Genomic DNA, 20401 nt, shown 5'->3' on the forward strand with positions numbered 1-20401 from the left:
TTCATAAGGTCTCCTAATATGGAGGCCTTTATTCACTACTTTGTAACACCTCGAGAGGAGCTTTTTAAATGCAGTTTGATAAGAATACCAATCAGTGGCCGCCACAATACCAGGAAAAAACACTTGATAAACCACTAGCTGTACCTTACTTACAGGAGCGTCCAGCTGCTATTGATATTAAGATCGGGCGACAGTTATTTGTCGATGATTATTTAATAGATAGCCATGATCTTGAGCGGGTTTATCCTGAGCCAGAGCTGTGTGAGCAGGTTATCTTTGAGCCGAAAACACCGTTAGAAATGAATGATGGCTATAACCCATGTGCCACCCCGTTTAATGATGGGCTCTTCTATGATGATCAAGATCAAAAATTTAAAATGTGGTACCATGCCGGTTGGTTTAATGGTGTGGGCTATGCTGAAAGTCAGGATGGAATTAACTGGACGAGGCTAAAAGAGCTTTATCCAGAGCGGGAATCTGAAAGTGTCATTCCGATTGGTCCCGGCCAAATTAGAGATGGCGCAGCAGTGTGGCTTGATTACCATGCCAGTGAAAAAGACGAACGCTACAAGCTGCTTGTTTTTTTCCGAGAATTTGATTTTGAAATTAATCATTACCATAAGAAGCCGAAGCATTCTCATGATATTCCGGGCTCAATTCCACCAACAGAAAGAGCGGTATTGTTTAAATCAGCAAATGGCATTGACTGGACTGAAGTAACAGATGTTGGCCCCTGTGGCGATAATACGGGATTTTTCTATAATCCTTTTACAAAAAAGTGGGTGTTTAGCTTACGAACCTTTTCCAGCTTAGATAGTCGAATTCGAACGCGTGGTTATTATGAAACGGAGCACTTCTTTAAAGGCGCAAATTGGACAGCAGAAAATATAAGCTTTTGGTCGCGAACTGACATCTATGATATGCCGGATGAGCAAATGGGTTATTATACTCAGCTTTATGATTTAACAGCAGTACCATATGAGAGTATCATGCTTGGCGTTTTCAATGTATTTATGGGTCCACCTAACAATGTAAGTGGCATAAGAAAGCAACCAAAGATTTGTGATTTGAAGCTTGGCTATAGTCGAGATGGCTTCCACTTCAGTCGGGGTGATTATGCCAACTTTATTTCGTCCTCACGAGAGGAAGGGACCTGGAATTATGGCTATGCTCATGCGGTCAATGGTGGTTGCATTGTCGTGGAAGATGAGCTGTATTTTTATTTTTCTTGCTTTTCAGGTCAATCACCAAAGTTCGGCTCTCACAAATATGCGGGAGGTAATCTGGGCTTAGCTAAGCTGAGAAGAGACGGTTTTGCTTATCTGACTGACCAGGGTAAAACAGGGCAGCTCCTAACCCAGCCGCTAACCTTTGCAGGCAGTCATTTATTTGTCAATGTTGACAGTTCAACTGGTCAGCTGTTAGCAGAGGTGGTTAATGAACGTGGCGAGGTTATTAGCGGCTTTAGCAAATCGGATTGTCTACCAGTCACGGCTGATAGTACCAAACAAGAGCTTGCTTGGAAAGAGCATACGTTAGCGGAGCTAAGTGATCAGTCAGTACGAATTAGGTTTTATTTAGACCATGCCCAATTATATGCTTTTTGGGTTTCAGACAGTTCACTGGGCCATAGTGGTGGTTACTTAGGTGGTGGCGGACCATCCGCTTATCAAGGTAGAGATAAGCCAGCTCAATAAGCATTCCATTTCATCAATTTAAGTAGCGTAGTCATTGTATAGCAACGCTTGCCATAACCATTGTAAGCTAGTATATAAAGTTAAATAATGGTACAATTATCTCAAAAAGAAATTAGGAAGAGGTTGGGTTATGGCAAGAATAACAATGGCTGATGTAGCTAAAGCGGCAGGGGTATCTAAAAGTACGGTATCACAATTTTTAAACCAACGCTATGAGTACATGAGCGAAGAAACACGCAAAAAAATAGAGCTAGAGGTGAAGCGATTAGGTTATCAACCGAATTTTGTCGCAAGAAGCCTAAAGCAAAAACGAACAGCTATGGTCGGCGTTATTATGGCTAATATTATGCACCGCTTCTCTACAGAAGTAAGTCGTGCCATTGAGGACTACTGTAATATTAATAATGTCCATGTTATTTTGTGTAATGCTGATGATAATCCACATAAAGAAAAAAAATACATTGATATGCTGTTATTAAGGCAAGTAGACGGCTTAATTGTTTTTCCAACAGGTGAAAATGTTGAGACCTATCAAAAACTAGTTGATGAACGCTATCCCGTTATCTTCATGGATCGAAAAGTAACGGCGGTAGATATCCCTGCTATTATGGTAAACAATAAAGCGTCAACGTATCAAGTGATTGAACACTTCATTGCTAATCAACACAAAAGAATTGCAATCTTGACTGAGCCATTAACAATCTCAACCCGTAAAAGCCGACTAGAAGGCTACCGAGAGTCAATGACGGCACATGGTCTCACGAATTATCAAGATTTAATTATTAGTGCGCCAATTGATAGCTTGCTTGCCCATCTAGAGCAGATCTTTCAAGCAGAGCAACCACCAACGGCTTTACTAGCGGGAAATGACTTGGTGTTCTTAGAAGTTTTAAAATTTGTTAAAACAGAGCAGTTAAAGATTGGTGTGGATTTTAGCTTAGCTGTTTTTGATAACTTGCCATTTGCAGATTTGCTTGATCCGGCTATTACGACAATAGCACAACCATCCTATCAAATGGGACAACAAGCAGCAAAGCTATTACTAAAGCGCATCAACAATAAGAATGAGAAAATAACAGACAGCATTCATGAATGTGAACTTATTATTAGAGGCTCATCAAATCGCTACTGGGCGTAAATAAAGTGGGCTTTTTTGGATAATGAACTAAATCGATTTAGGGTTTTGAGAAGGGGATTAAAATGATGAAGATCCAGCTAGCTTTAGATCGACTAACTATTAATCAGGCAATTGCTTTGACGAACAAAGTTGTTGATTTTGTCGATGTGATTGAAGTAGGGACCTCGTTAATTAAGGAGTTTGGGATGGGAAGTGTCTCCGAGCTAAAGCAAGCTTTCCCGACTAAACAAATTCTTGCTGATATTAAGACAATTGATAATGCTAGATATGAGCTTGAGCTTTGTTACCAAGCTGGTGCAGATATAACGACAGTGATGGGGAGTGCTCACCCGCTTACCATTGAACAATGTATTCAATTTGCACAAGCAAACAATAAAGATCTAATGATTGATTTGTTAAATTTAAATGCTCACCAAAAAGAACAATTATTTGCTAACGCAGATGACCATCTTTATTTCTGTGAGCACATAAGTAAGGATGAGCAAGAATTAGGTATACCAAGAAAAAAAACCTTTTCTAGAAGGGACGATAAGTTAAGACGCATTGCCATAGCTGGCGGCATCACCATACAAACGCTACCACAATACATTCAACAACAGCCAAACATTATAATTGTGGGATCTGCTATTACGCAAGCGGATGATCCGGTGGAAGTAGCAAAAGAACTTAGTAAACATATACGGGGTGCAGACCATGAATGAATTAACCTTAATTGTAACAGAGCTTGAGCAAGTATTTAAGCGGATGAATACTGACAAATTAACAGAGCTGACAACTACTTTATTAGAAAGCCAACGCATTTTCGTCACAGGTGAGGGGCGCTCTGGTTTAATGGCTAAGGCCTTTGCCATGCGCTTGATGCACTTAGGCGCAACAGTTTATGTAGTAGGTGAAACGACTACCCCTGCGCTGACAGAAGCTGACACGTTGATTGCCTTATCAGGATCAGGAGAGACGAAAGCGACTTTATGGGCGGCACAGCAAGCTGAGTTACTAGGCTCTACGGGCGTAGCAATTACCGCCAATAATGACTCATCCTTAGCCAAAGTTGCTCAACTAGTATTACATGTTCCAAGTGCAACCAAGCACCGTAACCAAGGAGAGCTAGAGAGTGTTCAGCCCTTAGGCTCATTATTTGACCAAAGTGTCCATCTCTTACTTGATGCCATTTGTCTAATCTATGCCAATAAGATAGAAGGGGCGCAGGAACAAGCCATTCACAATCATAGTAATCTAGAATAGTGACGGCGAAATTGCTCTAACCTTAATAGAAAAACACAGTGAATTTATCATTTACTGTGTTTTTAATTTTGTTTATTTTCATAAAGAGGACGTAACAGCATCCTGATTTATTCTAGAACATATAAATGCCAATTAAAAATAGTCTAAATTGAAAAAATAAAGGTTAATTATGTTTTTTTATGATACAATATGGCTAGAAAATAAATATGGTAAATTGTTACTGTTCGTGTCTGAAGTGGTGTTTTTAAAGAAAGAGAGTTAATAAACTAGAAAAAAGGGGTTGTTTAAATGGGAGATTTATTTCTAGCTTTATTTTTATTAAGTATTATCGGATTAATTGTCGGACTTACACGACCGAGATGGATAAAGGTAAGAACAAGGAAAGAAGTTTTAAAATTTGGCTTGCCAGCTCTTGTGGTTACGTTTATTCTAGCAGTAACTTTTCTTGATACACCAGATTACCAGCCTCAAGAAGCGTTACGAGCAGCTGAACAGCACAATGAATTACTTCAAATAGAATTGGAAGAGACTCAACAAGATTTGACCCAAAGCACAGAAAAGAATCATGATCAGTTAGCGATGATTGAGGCATTACAGACAGAACGCGATGAGTATAATCAGGCAAGTGAAGCTGTTGAAGAAATAGTTGCTGAACTTGAACAAGAGCTACAAATAAAAGAAGTGGAATTGAATGAAAAGAATGAACAGATTACCGCACTTAAGACAGAGGTTAAGGAGTTAGAAGCAGCGATGCAAAGCTTAACCGCTAGCGCAAGTACTGTCAACAGTTCAAATCAATCTCAAACTGCAACGGTGTCGACAAGTCCAACTGAATCAGAAGCGAACACAAATTCAACGGCTGCTACTGATGGATGTGCACCAGGCACTGTAAGAATTAATCATGCTTCTGCAAGTGAACTGCAAAAAATTTATCAAATTGGCCCCGAACGTGCAGAGCAAATAATTAGCTTACGGAGCACGCCCTTTAATTCATACAGTGATATGACTAGAATTAGCGGAATTGGTACAAAACACTCAGCAGCCATTGAAAACGAAGACATTATCTGCTTTGATTAACATAAAATAACGTTAAACAAAAGTGATTAGAAACCAGTTGGTTTTGTTTTTTTTAGAATTAACTTTTCGCAACAGGATAAAGTGTTTTAATCAAGTATGAACAGGGTAATAACAAATACTTGAAGTGCAAAAAAGATAGTTGAGTGAAGGGAAGAAAGGCGTATGTTTTTGGCTTGGAACGAAATTAAATATTCGAAGGTCAGATATGTGTTAATTATGGGTGTATTATTTTTAATTGCCTATTTAGTGTTTTTCTTAACAGGTTTAGCCTATGGGCTGGCACAGGATAATCGAACCGCGATTGACAGTTGGGAAGCAGATGGAATTATCTTACCTGAAGAAGCAAATGGTAATATTAATATGGCGCTGTTATCTGATCAAGCAGTTGATCAAGTAGCTGCAACCGAAAAAGCGGTATTAGGACAAATGGCAGCCGTTGTAGAACGCGAGGATAGCAGTGCGGACGAACGATTAGATGTCCGTTTTTTAGGAATTAAAGTAGATGAATTTCTTATGCCAGAAATAATTGAGGGACGTGCTTTTGAAACTGATCAAGAAGTCGTGGTCGATGTTAGTCTAAGAGATGAGGGCTTACTTAGTTTAAATGACTCAGTTAGCTTACTTAGTAGTGAGCAAACGTTTGAGGTGGTTGGCTTTATTGACAATGCTAAGTTAAGTGTCTCGCCTGTTATGTATACGACAATTGAAGCCTTTCAGGAAATTCGCTTTGGTGAGATGGAACAGGAGCGTGATGAGTTAGCGATTAGTGCGATAGTGGTGCGTGCTACTAATGGCGACATAGCAAATGTTACCATTGATAATGAGCAATTAGAGCTTATTGCAATAAGTGATTTTATTAGTGATCTCCCAGGCTATAATGCACAAGTATTAACCTTTGCCTTTATGATCTCATTTTTAATTGTTATTGCGGCCATTGTAATTGGTATCTTTATCTATGTCCTAACCTTACAGAAAGTAAGTACCTTCGGTGTAATGAAAGCACAGGGTATTTCAAGCGGCTATCTGGCACGGTCAGTTATTGTCCAAACCTTTGTTTTAAGTGCAATTGGCATCGGGCTTGGGTTCCTTGGAACAGCAGGAACGCAACTTGCTCTGCCAGCAGCAGTGCCATTTCAAAGTAATGGCTTATTTTTAATCGTCGTGAGTGCGGTTATGCTAATAATTGCTGTGTTAGGCGCCTTATTCTCAGTGCGTACTATTGTAAAAATCGATCCGTTAAAGGCAATAAGTTAGGAGAATGAATATGAAAGCGATTGAGTTTATCAATGTAGAGCGTACCTTTAAAGATGGCGATAAAGAGATCGTTGCATTACAGTCAACAAACTTTTCCATTGACCGTGGACAATTTGTTGCAATTATCGGACCATCAGGGTCAGGAAAAAGTACCTTCCTTACTATTGCTGGTGGCCTACAAGCGCCATCCAAAGGTGAAGTAAAAATAGCTGGACAGGCATTTAGTAGTCAGTCTGAAAAGAAACGCTCACGAACAAGGTTCAGTGAAATTGGCTTTATCCTACAAGCGTCTAATTTGGTTCCGTTTCTAACGATTAAACAACAGCTTCAGCTTGTTAATAAGGTAGATAAAAAGAAGCAACGGGAAGAAATGCTTGAACTTTTAAATCAGCTTGATATTAAAGATTTACAACATAAATACCCCAGTGAAATTTCAGGTGGCCAGCGCCAGCGTGCTGCTATCGCCCGTGCTTTATACAATGATCCAACCATTATTCTGGCAGATGAACCAACTGCCAGTTTAGATTCCGAAAAAGCCTATCAAGTAGTCGAAATTCTAGCTCGTGAAACAAAGAAAAAGAATAAAGCAACCATTATGGTCACCCATGATATTCGGCTAGTTGAATATTGTGATCAAGTGTTTGAGATGAAGGATGGCGTACTAAAAGAGAAGAGTCCTGATAGTCTAAGTAGCGGTCAGGGCTCATAAGTTAAGTTGTCAATTTATCATCATATATTGTAAATGAATTTAGAATAGGAGTGATTTAATGAGAAGAGGTCCATTAAGAAAGTCCTCAACAGACAGAGTGTTATCAGGTGTCTGTGGCGGTATTGCCGAGTATTTGGACATACCAGCAATTGCTGTTCGGTTAATCTTTTTCTTCGGGCCACCATTGCTAACGGTCTATATTATTTTGGCTATTTTCCTACCAGAAGAGTAAGTAAAGGAGGTGAAGCATTCATCTCCTTTCTTTAGTTACCAAGGGCTACTACTAATAAAAGAAGGAATCACAATTTATTATGGCGATTCATTCACCTATTGTAATGCGTTTCTTTATTAATAATCGAGAAGGTACATTCTTGCTTCGTTACCTGAATATCTTATACCAGTATAAAGTGGTTTCAATGTTAGGATTATAGGACTGCTTTAGTGTGTCAACGCCACCTAGTGTGAACCTTTGTTTCACATAAAATCTGCAGGCACCAAGGTTATCATCTTGTGTTTCCAAGGACATACCGATAAGGTTTCTTTGTTTTGCCCATTCCTCTGCTTTCTTTAAGAGCAACTTTCCGACGCCACTGCCTCGATAATCTTTTTTTATAGCAATGTTTTCAATATAACAGAAGTGATTCCAATCTTTAATTATTCTAATTTGTCCTATGCAAGTATTATTTAGATAAGCTAAAAATAGAGTTTTATCCTCTTGGTTTATATATTCGCTCCAATCAAGCTTGTCGTCTGGAAAGCGTGTTTCTCTAGGTTCATCAAAAAGAACTTCTTGATAAGACCACTTTCCTGATTGTAAACTGGGGATAACTCTACCAGATAACTTAAAATAATCATTTGTCATATTAATATCCGCTATTAAGTCATTATTTAATGGTGCAATAAAGAGGTTACTATCATTATCCAATATTACGCACTTCCTTTTATGATGGTTTGAAAATCTTTTTTTGAAAAGGTAATTAATCCCTAACTTATTCAACATTGCTGAATAAGCCGCTCTTTATATCGTACCACAACAGTAAATCATTCCTCGTTATAATAAAAAATAACAATCTTTATAGACAGAGCTTTTTGTTATTATAAAAGGCTAAGAAGCTCAATGCTGAAAGCTAAAGTGAAACCATTGAGCTTCTCTTTTTATGTCTGATTATAAATTAAGGTAAAGATCTTTGTGTAAATGAGAAATAATTATTCTTAACTTGTCCTACTTATTTAAACCATACCTTCATTTCATTTTCGCCACGATTGCCCCACAAATGATAAGGAATTAAGGTTAGCTTGGTATCTTGAAAGCGCATGTTATCTTGATAGCTATAAAGCAGATCGGCATCCCAGAGCTGTTCCTTTTTGGCGGCTAGCGTGAGTTGTAGCGTTTTATCAAGAAGCGCACTTGTTTCAATAAGCATACCCGGTTTATTTTTATCAAGATGATAGAGGTGGAGATCCGCCTCATTATCCACTTGCTCTGCACAATAAATAAATGGACCACGTTGAATGGCGACTTGATGATTGGCTGCTCTGACCTTTGGGTTACTCCGTAAGTAAAGAATCGGCTGTTCAAAGCTTACTTCTAATGTGAGGGCATCACTCGCCACGGTAATTACAAAATAATCATCATTCTCTGTCCAGTTAGCCTCTGTCGTTAATTGAATTCCCTCTGCCCATCTTGGTTTCCGTATGAAAATGGTGCGTCCTGCCCCGTTGCTAATGGAAAGCTTTACGTGATTCTCGTATGGAAAGGCAGTTGTTTGTTTAATGACGGTATCGTCAATGGTTAACGCACTGCTAACGAACAAATTGACATAAAGATCGGCTTCGTTTTTGGTATAAATATAGCGTTCAACTGAACCTATTGTCCGGGCGAAGTTAGGTGGACAACAAGCACAGCCTAGCCAATCGGGTCTTGTTAATTTAACATGTCCTTTATTAGGGTTGTATTCACAACTATCAGGATCTACTTCTAATGGATTTACATAAAAGAAGTGCTTGCCATCAATCGAGGCGCCAGAAAGAATGCCGTTATAAAGTGCGCGCTCAATGACGTCAATATATTCGGCCTTTGGCTCAATTTTAAACAGTTCATAAGCAAAGTAAACCAGTGCAATTGAGGCGCAGGTCTCGCAGTACATGGTATCGTTGGGTAAATCATAATCCCCCGTGAAGGCTTCCCCTGCAACAGTTGAGCCGACTCCGGCAGTCACGTACATTTTCTTGCGCGTCACATTATGCCAAATTGCTTCACAGGCTGATAACAGCTCTTTATCCTTTGTATAATGGGCGATTTTTGCCATCCCTGTTGCCATATAGAGCATCCGTACCGCATGACCTTTGGCTAATGTTTGATCCTTTGGTTGGGTATAGGCTTGTAAATATTCCAAATTGACTGATGGCTTGTCAGTAGCTAAGCCTGATTCAAGGTTTGCTTGAATTTCTTTATCGTAAAATTCAGGGTCTTTGCCACGCACGTCAATAAAGAAATTAGCCAAGGCTAAGTACTTTTCGTCCCCGGTATGTTCGTAAAGACGGACAAGAGCAAGTTCAATTTCTTGGTGACCATCTGCACCTTGAATTTTCCCTTCTTCATAGCCGAAATGTGCGTCGATATGATCGACAAATTTAAGGGCAATTTGTAAGAGTGAATCCTTGCCAGTAGCTTGATGATAAGCAATTGCTGCTTCAATTAAATGCCCGGCACAGTATAGCTCATGGCTAAAATACAACTGACGATACTTTAGCTTTGGAAATTTTAGTTGAAAGAAAGTGTCAAGGTAACCGTCTTGCTCTTGCGCCTTTCCAATTAGTTCGATTACTTGATCAGCTGTTTCCTCAAGCTTAGGATCGGGATATACCTCCAGGCTATAGCCAACTGCCTCCAGCCATTTGTACACATCACTGTCTTGGAAAAACCAGCCAAAATGCTCGCCTTCTTCAATTCCTGCAGTAATCCGAAAATTTGCAAGGGCATGACTTTTGCCTGTCGGTAGGTTATTATCTTTGCGCTCTGCTTGAACGTCCACATCAATGGCATCGTTAAGCACCTCGTATTGGTATGGGATGACGGTATCCTTTATCAGCTTTAAATAGTACTGCCAAAATACATCTGTTACATGAATCTGTTTGAGTGGAAACTCCTTTAACATGTTGGTCAACTCCCTTTTTAGTAGCTAATAGCTTGCTAGCTTTAGAGCAAGCTTATAAAGGGATTATATGCTAACACCTGTTCTTTTTCGTTAGATAAAACCGCAGATGAAGTGGACAAAAGCTAGATATGTTATATAATAAAACGAACAAAGGAGGCGCTTTCATGTTTTTAACGGAAACATCCCTTGTTGGGGCACAGATTGATTCAGTGACCTTTGTTGTCGCTGGCATTTTCCAATCAAACACGCCCTGGCGACATGCTGATCGTACCAATCACAACTATGAGCTTATCATTGGTATTAATGAAACACAGTACCTTGAGGTTGCTGGTGAAACCATTCAGGTTAATTCAGGTGATGTTTTATTAATTCCGCCACATACCCCTTTCTCAGGGCAAAGGCTAGCCAATGGCGGATTATCTTTTTATTGGCTCCATTTTGAATTGCCTCAAGCGACTGAGCTAGAGCTACAGTCAAATGATACAATAGATAATCGGCAGTTGCCTCCTATTTTGTGGCCGCTCTATTCCACCAATTTAGCACTTAATCGCGAGCTGGTACTCATGCACCAATTAATTATTACGATGCGCAACCAAGCGGAAGCGCAGCTCTTACTTAATGCATTAGCGAAGACGATTTTACTTGGTTTGTCGGAAACAGCTAAACAAGCGATACAAGCGAAGCAAGCGGGCAATCATTTGATGCCCTTTATTATGGATTGGATTGAACGGCATCTTGACCAGCGCTTAACGGTCGAAGAGGTGGCTAATCATTTTGGTTACAATAAGGCGTATTTATCACACCTGTTCTCAACGAAGGTGGGGATGACAATGACAGGCTATATTCATTACTTAAGAATAGAAAAAGCAAAAGGATTGCTTCATGCAAGTCCTTATTCAATCAAGGAAATTGCCCATCTATGTGGCTTTGAGGATGAGAAATATTTTTCTAGAGTTTTTAAGAAGGTTGTTAATATCCCACCACATCATTACCGGAATAAACACCAGTTTGATTGATACAGCTGCATCTTAAAAAAGTGTGTTAAAATGCAATTATAAATAGGGCTGGCTAAAGTGAGGGAAGCCATGATTAAATACATACCAAACCTGTTGTCATTAGTAAGAGTTAGCATAGCAATTTGTTTACTTTTCTTATCCCCATATCAGCTATTGTTTTGGGTACTTTACTTGAGTTGTGGCTTATCAGATATGGTTGATGGTGCAATTGCCCGCCGTTTTAAAGTGCAGAGTGATCTTGGATCAAAGCTGGATAGCTTTGCTGATTTTGTGTTTGTTTTTAGCTTATTACTGACACTCATTCGATACCATAGTATGTCGGTATGGTTGCTGACTGTTATTTTATTAGTGGTAATCATTAAAATGACAACACTTTTAATTGGTTACATAAAGCACCGACAGTTCATTGTGCAACATACAGTAAGTAATAAAGTGGCAGGCTTAACTTTATTTGTTTATTTTCCAATCTATTTTCACGTGGCGCAACCTGTTGTTCTGCTGGTGACAATTAGCTTAATAGCAATCTATGTTTCATGTCAAGAAGCGATAGTTGTAATTAAAGGAGTAGAGCTGTAATGTTTATGAGTGGAAAAGAGCATTCATGATGATTCATAGGCGCTTCGTCTGTTAATTTGTGTAAATTGAGGAGGGACAATGCTATGTCAGACATGTTAAAACAAAGTATTGAAGCTGTCGCGAAACAGATTCAATTTTCAGGTAATGTAAGTGTTGAAAGTCCAACTGAGAGATTGGCTTTGTCTTTTGGCTATGCCAACCGTTCGGAACAGATTGTGAATCAAATGACAACAAGGTTTGGTATAGCATCAGGCTGTAAGTTAATAACAGCTATTGCCGTTTGCCAGTTGGTTGAACGTGGACTGTTAACTTTTGATACACCTTTGCCAGCCACTATTGCCAAGCAATTGAGTAAGGTTGACCAAGTCGTGACTGTTCATCAGCTGTTAACGCATACATCTGGTGTGCCAGACTATTTTGATGAAGATAAAATGGCTGATTTTGAGGAGCTTTGGGTTGATACACCCATGTATCGGCTTAGACAGCCTGTTGATTTTTTGCCATTTATTTATGATCAAGCGATGCCATTCACGCCGGGTGAACGGTTTCAATATAACAACATGGTTTACATTTTATTGGGGCTTATTATAGAGCAGGTGACCGGTCTTAATTTTAAAGCGTATGTGCAGCAATATATTTTTGAGCCACTGGGTATGGAACAGGCAGGATATTTCGCTTTTGATCAGCTACCGTCAAATACGGCATACGGTTATATTGAAAATCCTGATCAGACGTTTCGAACCAATATATATGCCTTACCTGTAATGGGCGGGGCTGACGGTGGTGCATACCTCTCAACAGCAGATATGAATAAACTTTGGCTAGGGTTAATTAATGAGCAGCTCTTGACCCCTGCTATGACAAGCCTACTCTTAACAGCGCATGTACATGCATATGACCTTACTTATTACGGCTATGGAATATGGATTAATCAGCACGAAAATGCGGATGTAATTAAGTATCATGTTATGGGATATGATCCTGGTGTCAGCTTTCATTCAAGCTATTATCCCGCCCGGGCTACCCGCGTGGTTGTCTGTTCCAATGAATCATTGGGAGCAACTGAAGTGAATACAACCATTGAAAAATATTTAGCCGTTCATTAAGACTTACGGCCACAAGCCTGTGCGCAACTTTTGCGAACTATTCGTTTTAAAAAAGTGTTGACAGCTATTTTAAACTATTGTATTTTTATTAGTAATCAATTTAATATGACGAATGTTCTTATCCAGAGAGATGGAGGGGCTGGCCCTATGAAATCTCGGCAACAGGCTACGACTAGCACTGTGCCAATTCCAGCAAGCGGATGCTTGATAGATAAGAAGAGCTAATAAGTATGATAAAGCCTCTTCTTTAAGTTAAGAAGTGGCTTTTTTTTACGACGTGAGGTCCTCAACCATAGCACATGTGCATATAGCGAATCCCCTTCAAGAAATGTCGTGCTGGAGGAAGCGAGCGTAAATATAAAAAACTAAATAGCTTTTTTCTTATCTAGAGAGATGGAGGGACTGGCCCAATGAAATCTCGGCAACAGGCTGTAACTAGCACTGTGCCAACTCCAGCAAGCAACTGCTTGGCAGATAAGGGAGTCGAATTATTATTCGTGCCTCTTCTTATCACTAAGAAGGGGCTTTCGTCATTTTGGTACACCATGAGAGGCAAGATGCATAAATAGACCACTATCCATGTGCAGTCGAGCAAAAAAAGTATAGGGGGAATAGAGAGATGGGCAGAATTGATGTCGATAAGATTGACTATATTATATCGTCAATTGAGAATTTGGAATATGGCACACTAGTCATTACCGTTCATAATGGGCAGGTTACCCAGATTGATGCAACAGAGAAGAAAAGATTTGACCATGCTAAAGTAACAAAATAATTCAGTATGCTGATTAGACAACTAAAAGCATCTGACTATCAAGACGTCATTATCTTGATAGTTAGGTGCTTATTTATTTTTAGCGCTGTAACCCCCCTGATTGGAGATTTACTTTATGAGCGATACATGCAGGGGATTAGCTCATGTTAGATAGAGATTATTTTTGGCAGAGGATTTGGAGGTTGTTAACTTGATAACATTTAATCATGTTACGAAAACATTTGGTGAGGGGGAAAGAGCGTTAAAAGCAGTTGACGATGTTAGTCTAACTGTTGAGAAAGGGGATATATTTGGCGTAATTGGCTTTAGTGGCGCCGGAAAAAGTACACTACTTCGGCTTGTCAATCTGCTAGAGCGACCAACCGAAGGCGAGATTATGGTTAATGAGCGCAATATAAGTAGCTTATCGCAAGTGGAGCTAAGAAGACTAAGGCGGAGAATCGGCATGATCTTTCAACAATTTAATTTGTTTAATGCGCGTACGGTATTTGGTAATGTTGCCTATCCATTAAAGCTAGCAAAAGTTCCTAAACAAGAAATTGAGACTAAAGTAACTGAATTACTACAATTTGTTGGTCTTTCTGATAAGGCCAATCACTATCCAGAGCAACTGTCGGGCGGCCAAAAGCAGCGCGTTGGCATAGCCAGAGCACTCGCAACCTCACCAGATGTACTCATTTGTGATGAAGCGACTTCAGCTTTAGATCCGGAGACAACTGGTGAGATACTAAATCTATTAAAGAAGGTGAATGAAGAATATCACATTACCATTCTATTAATTACTCATGAAATGCATGTCATTAAAAGTATTTGTAACCGGGTTGCAGTGATGGATAATGGTCGGGTGATCGAGGAAGGCTCTGTTTTCAATGTTTTCTCCAATCCACAAACAAAGACCGCTAAAAACTTTATTAGCTCGGTATTAAATGACCGGCTTTCAATTAAGCTCTTAAATAAGCTTAGAACAGATCATCAAGGAAGGCTATTCCGACTAATCTTTAAGGGGGACACGACCAATAAGCCAATTCTGTCCCAAGTAGCAAAGAAATATAATATTGATTTCAATATTGCTTATGGCAGCATTAATGAGCTTCAGGTTCACTTGCTTGGTAATCTAATTGTTGAATTAATTGGAGCCGATTCAGAGATTAACCATGTGATTGCTGAACTTGAACAAACGATTGAAGTAAGGGAGGTACTTGATCATGAGAGTTGACTGGACCACATTCTGGCCGCGGATTATTGAAGCAACTGGCCAAACCATCACAATGGTGTTCTTTACGCTAATCTTTGCCAGCATACTTGGCTTTACCATTGGGATATCGCTATTTGTAACAAGAAAGGGAAACATTCTAGAAAATAAAGCTATTCATCTTATTTTAAATCTATTCATTAATATTGTTAGACCAATACCATTTATTATTCTATTAGTAACCATTGGTCCATTAACTCGAATAGTGGTTGGAACGACAATTGGAACGAGTGCAGCGATTTTTCCTATGACAATAGCAGCTTCCTTTGGAGTTGCGCGAATTGTTGAGAATAATTTAGTTGCAATTGACCCTGGACTAATAGAAGCTGCTAAAGCAATGGGTGCATCACCCGTACAGATTATTTTTACTGTGCTAATTCCAGAAACATTAGGCCCATTAATCTTAGGGCTAACCTTCATTACCGTTGCTTTAATTGATTTCTCAGCTATTGCAGGAACCGTAGGCGGTGGTGGCTTAGGTGATTTGGCCATGACTTATGGTTACCAGCGTTTTGATGGTTCAGTAATGCTCGTAACGGTAACTGTTTTGATTATTCTTGTCCAGTTCGCACAGTTACTTGGTAATAAATTATCACACAAATTTTTAAGAAAATAATAATAAGGGAGAGAAATATAATATGAAAAAAACAATTTATCGTTTAGGCTTAGTTATTTTAATAGTGGGTTTGTTAGCAGCTTGCTCAAGTAATGCACAATCAGAGACCATCCATGTCAAAATTGGTGTAACGGGTTCAGACGGGCAATCATGGGACATTATTAAAGAGGGGGCAGCCGAAGAGGGCATTGAGATTGAGTTGGTTGAGTTCTCTGACTATACATTACCTAACCATGCTTTAGCTAATGAAGAAGTTGATATTAACTCATTTCAGCACTTAGCTTTCTTAAGTCAATTTAACGTTGAGAATGATTACAATATTGTTCCAATTGGAGCGACGGTTATTGCTCCATTAGGTATTTATTCAGATAACTACGACAGTATTGAGGACTTCCCAGATGGTGGAGAAATTGCTGTTCCAAATGATCCTGCTAATCTAGGTCGATCACTACGCTTACTTGAATCAGCTGGCTTGATTGAGCTAGGAGCTGATGTTGGGTTATACGGTACTTTAGATGACATTGTTTCGAATCCGAAAGATCTCGATATTGTTTTAGTTGCACCACAGCAAACACCACGCGTTTTACCAGATGTGGTAGCATCCGTTATTAACAGCGGTATTGCTGGGCAGGCAGGGCTATACATTGATGACACCCTGTTCTACGACGATCCATATAGTGAAGAAGCACGACCTTATGTTAATGTCTTTGCTGTTAATGAGGCAGATAAAGATAATGAGGCCTTCTTGACCATTGCCCGTCTTTACCAAACAGAAGAAGTTGAAGAGGCTGTTCGGGAGGATACCAATGGTGGTAGCTTAGTCGTTGATATTGATGTTGAAGATTTACAGGAAACATTAACACAGCTCCAAAATGATATTAAAGCAGAATAATTAGGAGGGAACAGAAATGGCGAAAAACTTAATTGAATACCGTAAGCTTATTGACGAGAATATTGAGCAGCGTAAGAAGACTTACTTGGAAACAAGTCATTACATCTCAGATCATCCTGAGATTGGAAATCAAGAATACAAGGCAGCTGAGCACCTAACAGCAATTTTAAAACAGGAGGGATTTACGGTTGAGCAAGATATTGCAGGTCATGAAACAGGCTTTATTGCTAGAAAAACATCAAGTAAACCAGGTCCATCACTTGTATTTTTAGCAGAATATGATGCCTTACCAGGGCTTGGTCATGCCTGTGGCCATAACATTATTGGGACAACGAGTGTGGCTGCCGGTATTGCACTTGGTAGCATTATTGATCAGATCGGTGGTACAGTATCTGTCTACGGTACACCGGCAGAAGAAGGCGGGCCGAATGGCAGTGCAAAGGGAAGCTTTGTAAAAGCGGGATTATTTAAAGATGTTGACGTGGCACTTATGGCGCATCCATCTGCAAAGACAAGATTAACAGGTAATACGCTTGCAGTTGATCCGCTTGACTTCGAGTTCTTCGGAAGACCTGCCCATGCATCCGGTGCTCCGGAACAGGGGCTTAATGCATTAGATGCAGTAATTCAACTGTTTACAGGAATTAACGCATTGCGCCAGCAGCTTTCACCTAAAATTCGTATTCACGGCATTATCACACATGGGGGAGAAGCACCTAACATTATTCCTGAATATGCGAGTGCAAGATTCTTTATTCGTGCAGAGACTTGGGAGGTTGCTGAAGAAACGGCAAATAAAGTTCGAAATATTGCTAAAGGAGCAGCACTTGCAACAGGTACTAGAGTGGAGATTACCCGATTCCAGAATGAAATTCATGAATTTGTTGTTAACCACTCCTTAGATCAAGTTATTGAACAGGAACTTGTGGCCTTAGGTGAAACAATTAATAAAGAGCCACAGGTTGCCTTCGGTTCAACTGATGCGGGAAATGTCAGCCGCGTTGTTCCAACCGCTCACCCACATATCAAGATTGGATCTGATGATTTAGTCGGTCATACGCATCCTTTCCGAGAGGCAGCTCGCTCTGCTAAAGGAGATGAGGCACTTATTAAAGGTGCAAAAGCGCTAGCGTTATCAGGTTTACGACTCATTATCGATCAGCATGTTCTTGAACAGGTAAAATCGGAGTTTGCCCATGCAAAAACAGATGAAGCAGTATCCATTTAAGTATACTAGAACAGGTTGCTCAGAGTAATGAAGCTATGCACGATCGTAAAGATTAAAGCAAACCAACTGGCTAAATGATTGTTCAACCATAGTCCTACGAAGATAAAAAAAAGTCCCGGTGCAATGGCTAAACCTAGATAAATGACAGAATGCTCAATACCAAGATAAAGAAAGAGCCACAGTAGGTAATAACTAAACAGAAACAGAGAGGCCGGAAGCAAATACTGCTTCTGGCTTTCTTCGTGTCTTGTCAACAAGATGAGGCAAGCAAACATAAGCGTTTGGCTCATTAATTGCAGACCTGCTAGCCAGAAATAGGGCGCATTATTGTGTGCTAAGGACATCTGTTCAGGAGGAGAAATTACCCAAAGCAGGTTTGGCAGTAAAATGAGGCTCGAAGCAATTAATCCATGATAAGAGAACGTAAACGTATACCCTTTCATTATGCACCTTCTATTCATTCTTTTTTTTTATTGTATAATAAGAATGACTAAATAACTAGTGAGGGAGTTGGCTTGATGCGTGTTTTTTATTAGAAAACCATTCTATTTAAAAATTTCTAATAAAGGAAGGCTAATCCTTGATTAAAAAAATAATTGAACCATCACAAATAGAATTAGATCAAATTATGAATATCTGGTATCAGGCAAACTGTGATGCCCATGATTTTATCAATAAACGGTATTGGGCAGAGCGAATTGAGCAAGTGCGAGAGCTTATTCCCACAGCCACGCTCTACGTTTTCATTAAAGCTAACGAAATTGTAGCCTTTATTGGATTAGCAGAGCACTTCATTGCTGGTCTTTTTGTTAAACAGCAATACCGTGGTCAAGGCATAGGCCAGCAGTTATTGCAGCAGGCTATGCGTGACCAAAATAGTCTAGAATTAGCAGTTTATTGTGATAACAAGCAAGCTGTAACATTTTATCAAAAAAACAACTTTGCGATCGTTGAAGAGAAGCTTGATCCTGCTGTGGAAGCGATGGAATATCGGATGGAATGGAAAAGATAACGGTAATATTGAGGGTGATAAAAAGAGGGCTAGTGTATAAAAATACACTAGCCCTCTTTACTTGGTTAAATACCTCATACCATAAATCACAAAAAATAAACGTTAAATTGTAAAAGATCAGATTATTTCACAGTGTAGCTAATAAACAAACCAGTCTGTAAAAAGCTTTAATGGCATACAATTACTAATAAGGCCTATTCAATCAAGATCTTTTATAATGGTTTTATTTAGTTGACTATGACGCTTAATTCTTTCACGTGCTATTAAGTAGATAGCTAATAAAATGAGGGTCGGCAAATTTAACATAATAAAGGTTGAGATTATTTTGATAATTGTTACTTCTATTAAACCAAGTGTCATAAGCAGAGCAATCATAAAGCTTATAAGTGGAATAATCAGTCCTAAATATTTATTGTTGCTTTTTGAGAACTGCCATTGCAGAAAAAGGATACCAGCGACTAATAGGATAAGAATGAACAAGTTGATCAGAATGAAATTCATTAACAATTACTCCTTTATTTGGTTTTTATATGCATGAATTAAAGTTTTTGCGACATCGACCTCTATTTTTTCTGATAAGGCAAGGTTCTGGATTAGGCTAATGTAGGGGTCCTTTTGGGTATCTTCAGCTAATTTAATCTTTTGAATTAGCTTATCGAGGCGGAGTCGAACGGTCGGATATGTGACCTGATAAGCTTTAGCAATCTCCTTCAATGATCCTGACGCAAGAATGAACTTCTTAATGAAATTTAAATCCTCAGGCTCCAAGGAGTCAATCCAATTTGGTTGTGTGTGCACTAGTGATCACCTCAACTATCTTTAATAATATTAATTATAACTTTAATTATGTTAAAGTCAATGTTTCGTTTTATAAAATTAAATAAATAGCCAGACTAAGTCTGGTCTATAATAAGGTAATTTAAAATTAAGCCTCAATTGTTTGCTTGTTCAAATGAGGCTAGCCCATTTTGCGCAACTCGCATAATAATGGTTGCGATGTCAGCTGAAGACAGATTTGCAGTATCCTTCAACCATGATTCAATTAAGTGAATACAGCCACTAATCGTATACGTGCTCAGATAAATAGCAAGCTCCCCTTCAATTCGATTAACTTCTAGAAATCCCCGCACAATAAAATCATGGGCCATACTTTGAATTTTTCCATAGAATCCGTCATGATCTCTTTCGTTTAGTAAGGTTAGGCAAATATTTTTATTATCCTTAATATAATCCAACAACTTAATTAGCATCTCAAATACCTCTTCGATTTGCAATGGGTAATGGGATGTTAAAGCTTGATTCATATCATGAACAAGCTCAGATTCAATTTGATTGAGTAAATCATAAACATCATTGAAATGGGCATAAAAGGTCGAGCGATTAATATCAGCCTGCTCACAAAGCTCTTTAATGGTAATTTTGCCAATTGCTTTGGCTTTAAGTTGACTAATTAACGCTTCCTTTAATACCATCCGGGTATATTTTTTTCGTCGATCCAATCAAATCACCTCATAATTAAGATAATGACAAACAAAATGTTAGTATTCCAACATATTCATTGAATATGTTGTTGAATGAACGTTTTTTAAAAAACTGTCCGTTGAATAAACAACACAGTGTCTTTATAATGAGACTATATCAATTTTACAATAG

General features: G+C 39.0%; 23 protein-coding genes and 2 riboswitches. Of the genes, 17 read left to right on the forward strand and 6 right to left on the reverse strand.

The features are described 5' to 3' along the window. Positions 1-68 precede the first annotated feature (68 nt). From BM000_RS06415 to BM000_RS06450, 8 genes are all read left to right on the forward strand, one after another. Positions 69-1697 (forward strand): hypothetical protein, encoded by a 1629-nt coding sequence (locus BM000_RS06415; RefSeq protein ID WP_091496015.1) that lies wholly within the window; start codon positions 69-71, stop codon positions 1695-1697. A 130-nt stretch (positions 1698-1827) separates the two neighbouring features. Next, positions 1828-2835: a LacI family DNA-binding transcriptional regulator gene (locus BM000_RS06420; protein ID WP_091496017.1), complete on the forward strand. Its 1008-nt coding sequence runs from the start codon at positions 1828-1830 to the stop codon at positions 2833-2835. Positions 2836-2897: 62 nt separating this feature from the next. Beyond that, positions 2898-3536 carry a 3-hexulose-6-phosphate synthase gene (gene hxlA, locus BM000_RS06425; protein ID WP_245751595.1) on the forward strand — a complete coding sequence of 213 codons (639 nt, stop codon included), beginning with the start codon at positions 2898-2900 and terminating at the stop codon, positions 3534-3536. Continuing rightward, positions 3529-4077, forward strand: a complete 549-nt coding sequence (gene hxlB, locus BM000_RS06430) for a 6-phospho-3-hexuloisomerase (RefSeq protein WP_091496020.1) — start codon at positions 3529-3531, stop codon at positions 4075-4077. Before hxlA ends, hxlB begins: the two co-directional genes overlap by 8 nt. Before the next feature lie 288 nt (positions 4078-4365). Further along, positions 4366-5154, forward strand: a complete 789-nt coding sequence (locus BM000_RS06435) for a helix-hairpin-helix domain-containing protein (RefSeq protein ID WP_091496022.1) — start codon at positions 4366-4368, stop codon at positions 5152-5154. A gap of 162 nt (positions 5155-5316) precedes the next feature. Further along, on the forward strand, positions 5317-6408 hold the full coding sequence (locus BM000_RS06440; protein WP_091496023.1) for an ABC transporter permease: 1092 nt from the start codon (positions 5317-5319) through the stop codon (positions 6406-6408). A gap of 10 nt (positions 6409-6418) precedes the next feature. Further along, the gene (locus BM000_RS06445) at positions 6419-7117 is read left to right on the forward strand and encodes an ABC transporter ATP-binding protein (RefSeq protein ID WP_091496025.1); all 699 of its coding nucleotides are present in this window, start codon (positions 6419-6421) and stop codon (positions 7115-7117) included. Between the two features lie 58 nt (positions 7118-7175). Beyond that, entirely contained in the window at positions 7176-7349 is a 174-nt protein-coding gene (locus BM000_RS06450) for a PspC domain-containing protein (RefSeq protein ID WP_091496027.1), read from the forward strand. 147 nt (positions 7350-7496) lie between these two features. Here the strand turns inward: BM000_RS06450 and BM000_RS06455 are convergent, their stop codons facing one another. Then, positions 7497-7979 (reverse strand): GNAT family N-acetyltransferase, encoded by a 483-nt coding sequence (locus BM000_RS06455; protein WP_425425169.1) that lies wholly within the window; start codon positions 7977-7979, stop codon positions 7497-7499. 364 nt (positions 7980-8343) lie between these two features. After that, positions 8344-10275, reverse strand: coding sequence for a glycoside hydrolase family 127 protein (locus BM000_RS06460; protein WP_091496032.1), 1932 nt, complete (start codon positions 10273-10275; stop codon positions 8344-8346). Positions 10276-10439: 164 nt separating this feature from the next. Here BM000_RS06460 and BM000_RS06465 point away from each other — a divergent pair, with 164 nt between their 5' ends. The 8 genes from BM000_RS06465 (at position 10440) to BM000_RS06500 (ending at position 17736) form a co-directional block, all read left to right on the forward strand. After that, a complete protein-coding gene (locus BM000_RS06465; protein ID WP_177178233.1) occupies positions 10440-11291 on the forward strand; it encodes an AraC family transcriptional regulator in 852 nt (283 codons plus the stop codon). A 69-nt stretch (positions 11292-11360) separates the two neighbouring features. Then, positions 11361-11867 (forward strand): CDP-alcohol phosphatidyltransferase family protein, encoded by a 507-nt coding sequence (locus tag BM000_RS06470; protein ID WP_091496036.1) that lies wholly within the window; start codon positions 11361-11363, stop codon positions 11865-11867. A gap of 83 nt (positions 11868-11950) precedes the next feature. Continuing rightward, positions 11951-12973, forward strand: coding sequence for a serine hydrolase domain-containing protein (locus BM000_RS06475; RefSeq protein WP_091496038.1), 1023 nt, complete (start codon positions 11951-11953; stop codon positions 12971-12973). 115 nt (positions 12974-13088) lie between these two features. Continuing rightward, positions 13089-13191, forward strand: a riboswitch (SAM riboswitch). Positions 13192-13351: 160 nt separating this feature from the next. Beyond that, a riboswitch (SAM riboswitch) is annotated at positions 13352-13454 on the forward strand. A 138-nt stretch (positions 13455-13592) separates the two neighbouring features. Further along, on the forward strand, positions 13593-13748 hold the full coding sequence (locus tag BM000_RS06480) for a YezD family protein (protein ID WP_177178234.1): 156 nt from the start codon (positions 13593-13595) through the stop codon (positions 13746-13748). Between the two features lie 190 nt (positions 13749-13938). Next, positions 13939-14964 carry a methionine ABC transporter ATP-binding protein gene (locus BM000_RS06485; protein WP_091496040.1) on the forward strand — a complete coding sequence of 342 codons (1026 nt, stop codon included), beginning with the start codon at positions 13939-13941 and terminating at the stop codon, positions 14962-14964. Continuing rightward, on the forward strand, positions 14954-15616 hold the full coding sequence (locus tag BM000_RS06490) for a methionine ABC transporter permease (protein ID WP_091496042.1): 663 nt from the start codon (positions 14954-14956) through the stop codon (positions 15614-15616). Before BM000_RS06485 ends, BM000_RS06490 begins: the two co-directional genes overlap by 11 nt. Positions 15617-15638: 22 nt before the next feature. Further along, positions 15639-16508 carry a MetQ/NlpA family ABC transporter substrate-binding protein gene (locus BM000_RS06495; RefSeq protein ID WP_091496044.1) on the forward strand — a complete coding sequence of 290 codons (870 nt, stop codon included), beginning with the start codon at positions 15639-15641 and terminating at the stop codon, positions 16506-16508. A 16-nt stretch (positions 16509-16524) separates the two neighbouring features. After that, a complete protein-coding gene (locus tag BM000_RS06500; RefSeq protein ID WP_091496047.1) occupies positions 16525-17736 on the forward strand; it encodes a M20 family metallopeptidase in 1212 nt (403 codons plus the stop codon). A gap of 5 nt (positions 17737-17741) precedes the next feature. Here BM000_RS06500 and BM000_RS06505 read toward each other — a convergent pair whose 3' ends face one another. Continuing rightward, a complete protein-coding gene (locus BM000_RS06505) occupies positions 17742-18179 on the reverse strand; it encodes a hypothetical protein (RefSeq protein WP_091496049.1) in 438 nt (145 codons plus the stop codon). Positions 18180-18316: 137 nt separating this feature from the next. Here BM000_RS06505 and BM000_RS06510 point away from each other — a divergent pair, with 137 nt between their 5' ends. Beyond that, on the forward strand, positions 18317-18748 hold the full coding sequence (locus BM000_RS06510; RefSeq protein WP_091496051.1) for a GNAT family N-acetyltransferase: 432 nt from the start codon (positions 18317-18319) through the stop codon (positions 18746-18748). Positions 18749-18946: 198 nt separating this feature from the next. Here BM000_RS06510 and BM000_RS06515 read toward each other — a convergent pair whose 3' ends face one another. The 3 genes from BM000_RS06515 to BM000_RS06525 form a co-directional block, all read right to left on the reverse strand. Next, entirely contained in the window at positions 18947-19249 is a 303-nt protein-coding gene (locus tag BM000_RS06515; RefSeq protein WP_091496053.1) for a hypothetical protein, read from the reverse strand. A gap of 6 nt (positions 19250-19255) precedes the next feature. Then, the gene (locus BM000_RS06520) at positions 19256-19546 is read right to left on the reverse strand and encodes a DUF2089 family protein (RefSeq protein ID WP_091496055.1); all 291 of its coding nucleotides are present in this window, start codon (positions 19544-19546) and stop codon (positions 19256-19258) included. Between the two features lie 134 nt (positions 19547-19680). Next, on the reverse strand, positions 19681-20247 hold the full coding sequence (locus tag BM000_RS06525; protein ID WP_091496057.1) for a TetR/AcrR family transcriptional regulator: 567 nt from the start codon (positions 20245-20247) through the stop codon (positions 19681-19683). Positions 20248-20401 lie beyond the last annotated feature (154 nt).

Source organism: Amphibacillus marinus (assembly GCF_900110345.1).
In the GTDB taxonomy this organism is placed as follows: Bacteria; Bacillota; Bacilli; order Bacillales; family Amphibacillaceae; genus Amphibacillus_D; species Amphibacillus_D marinus.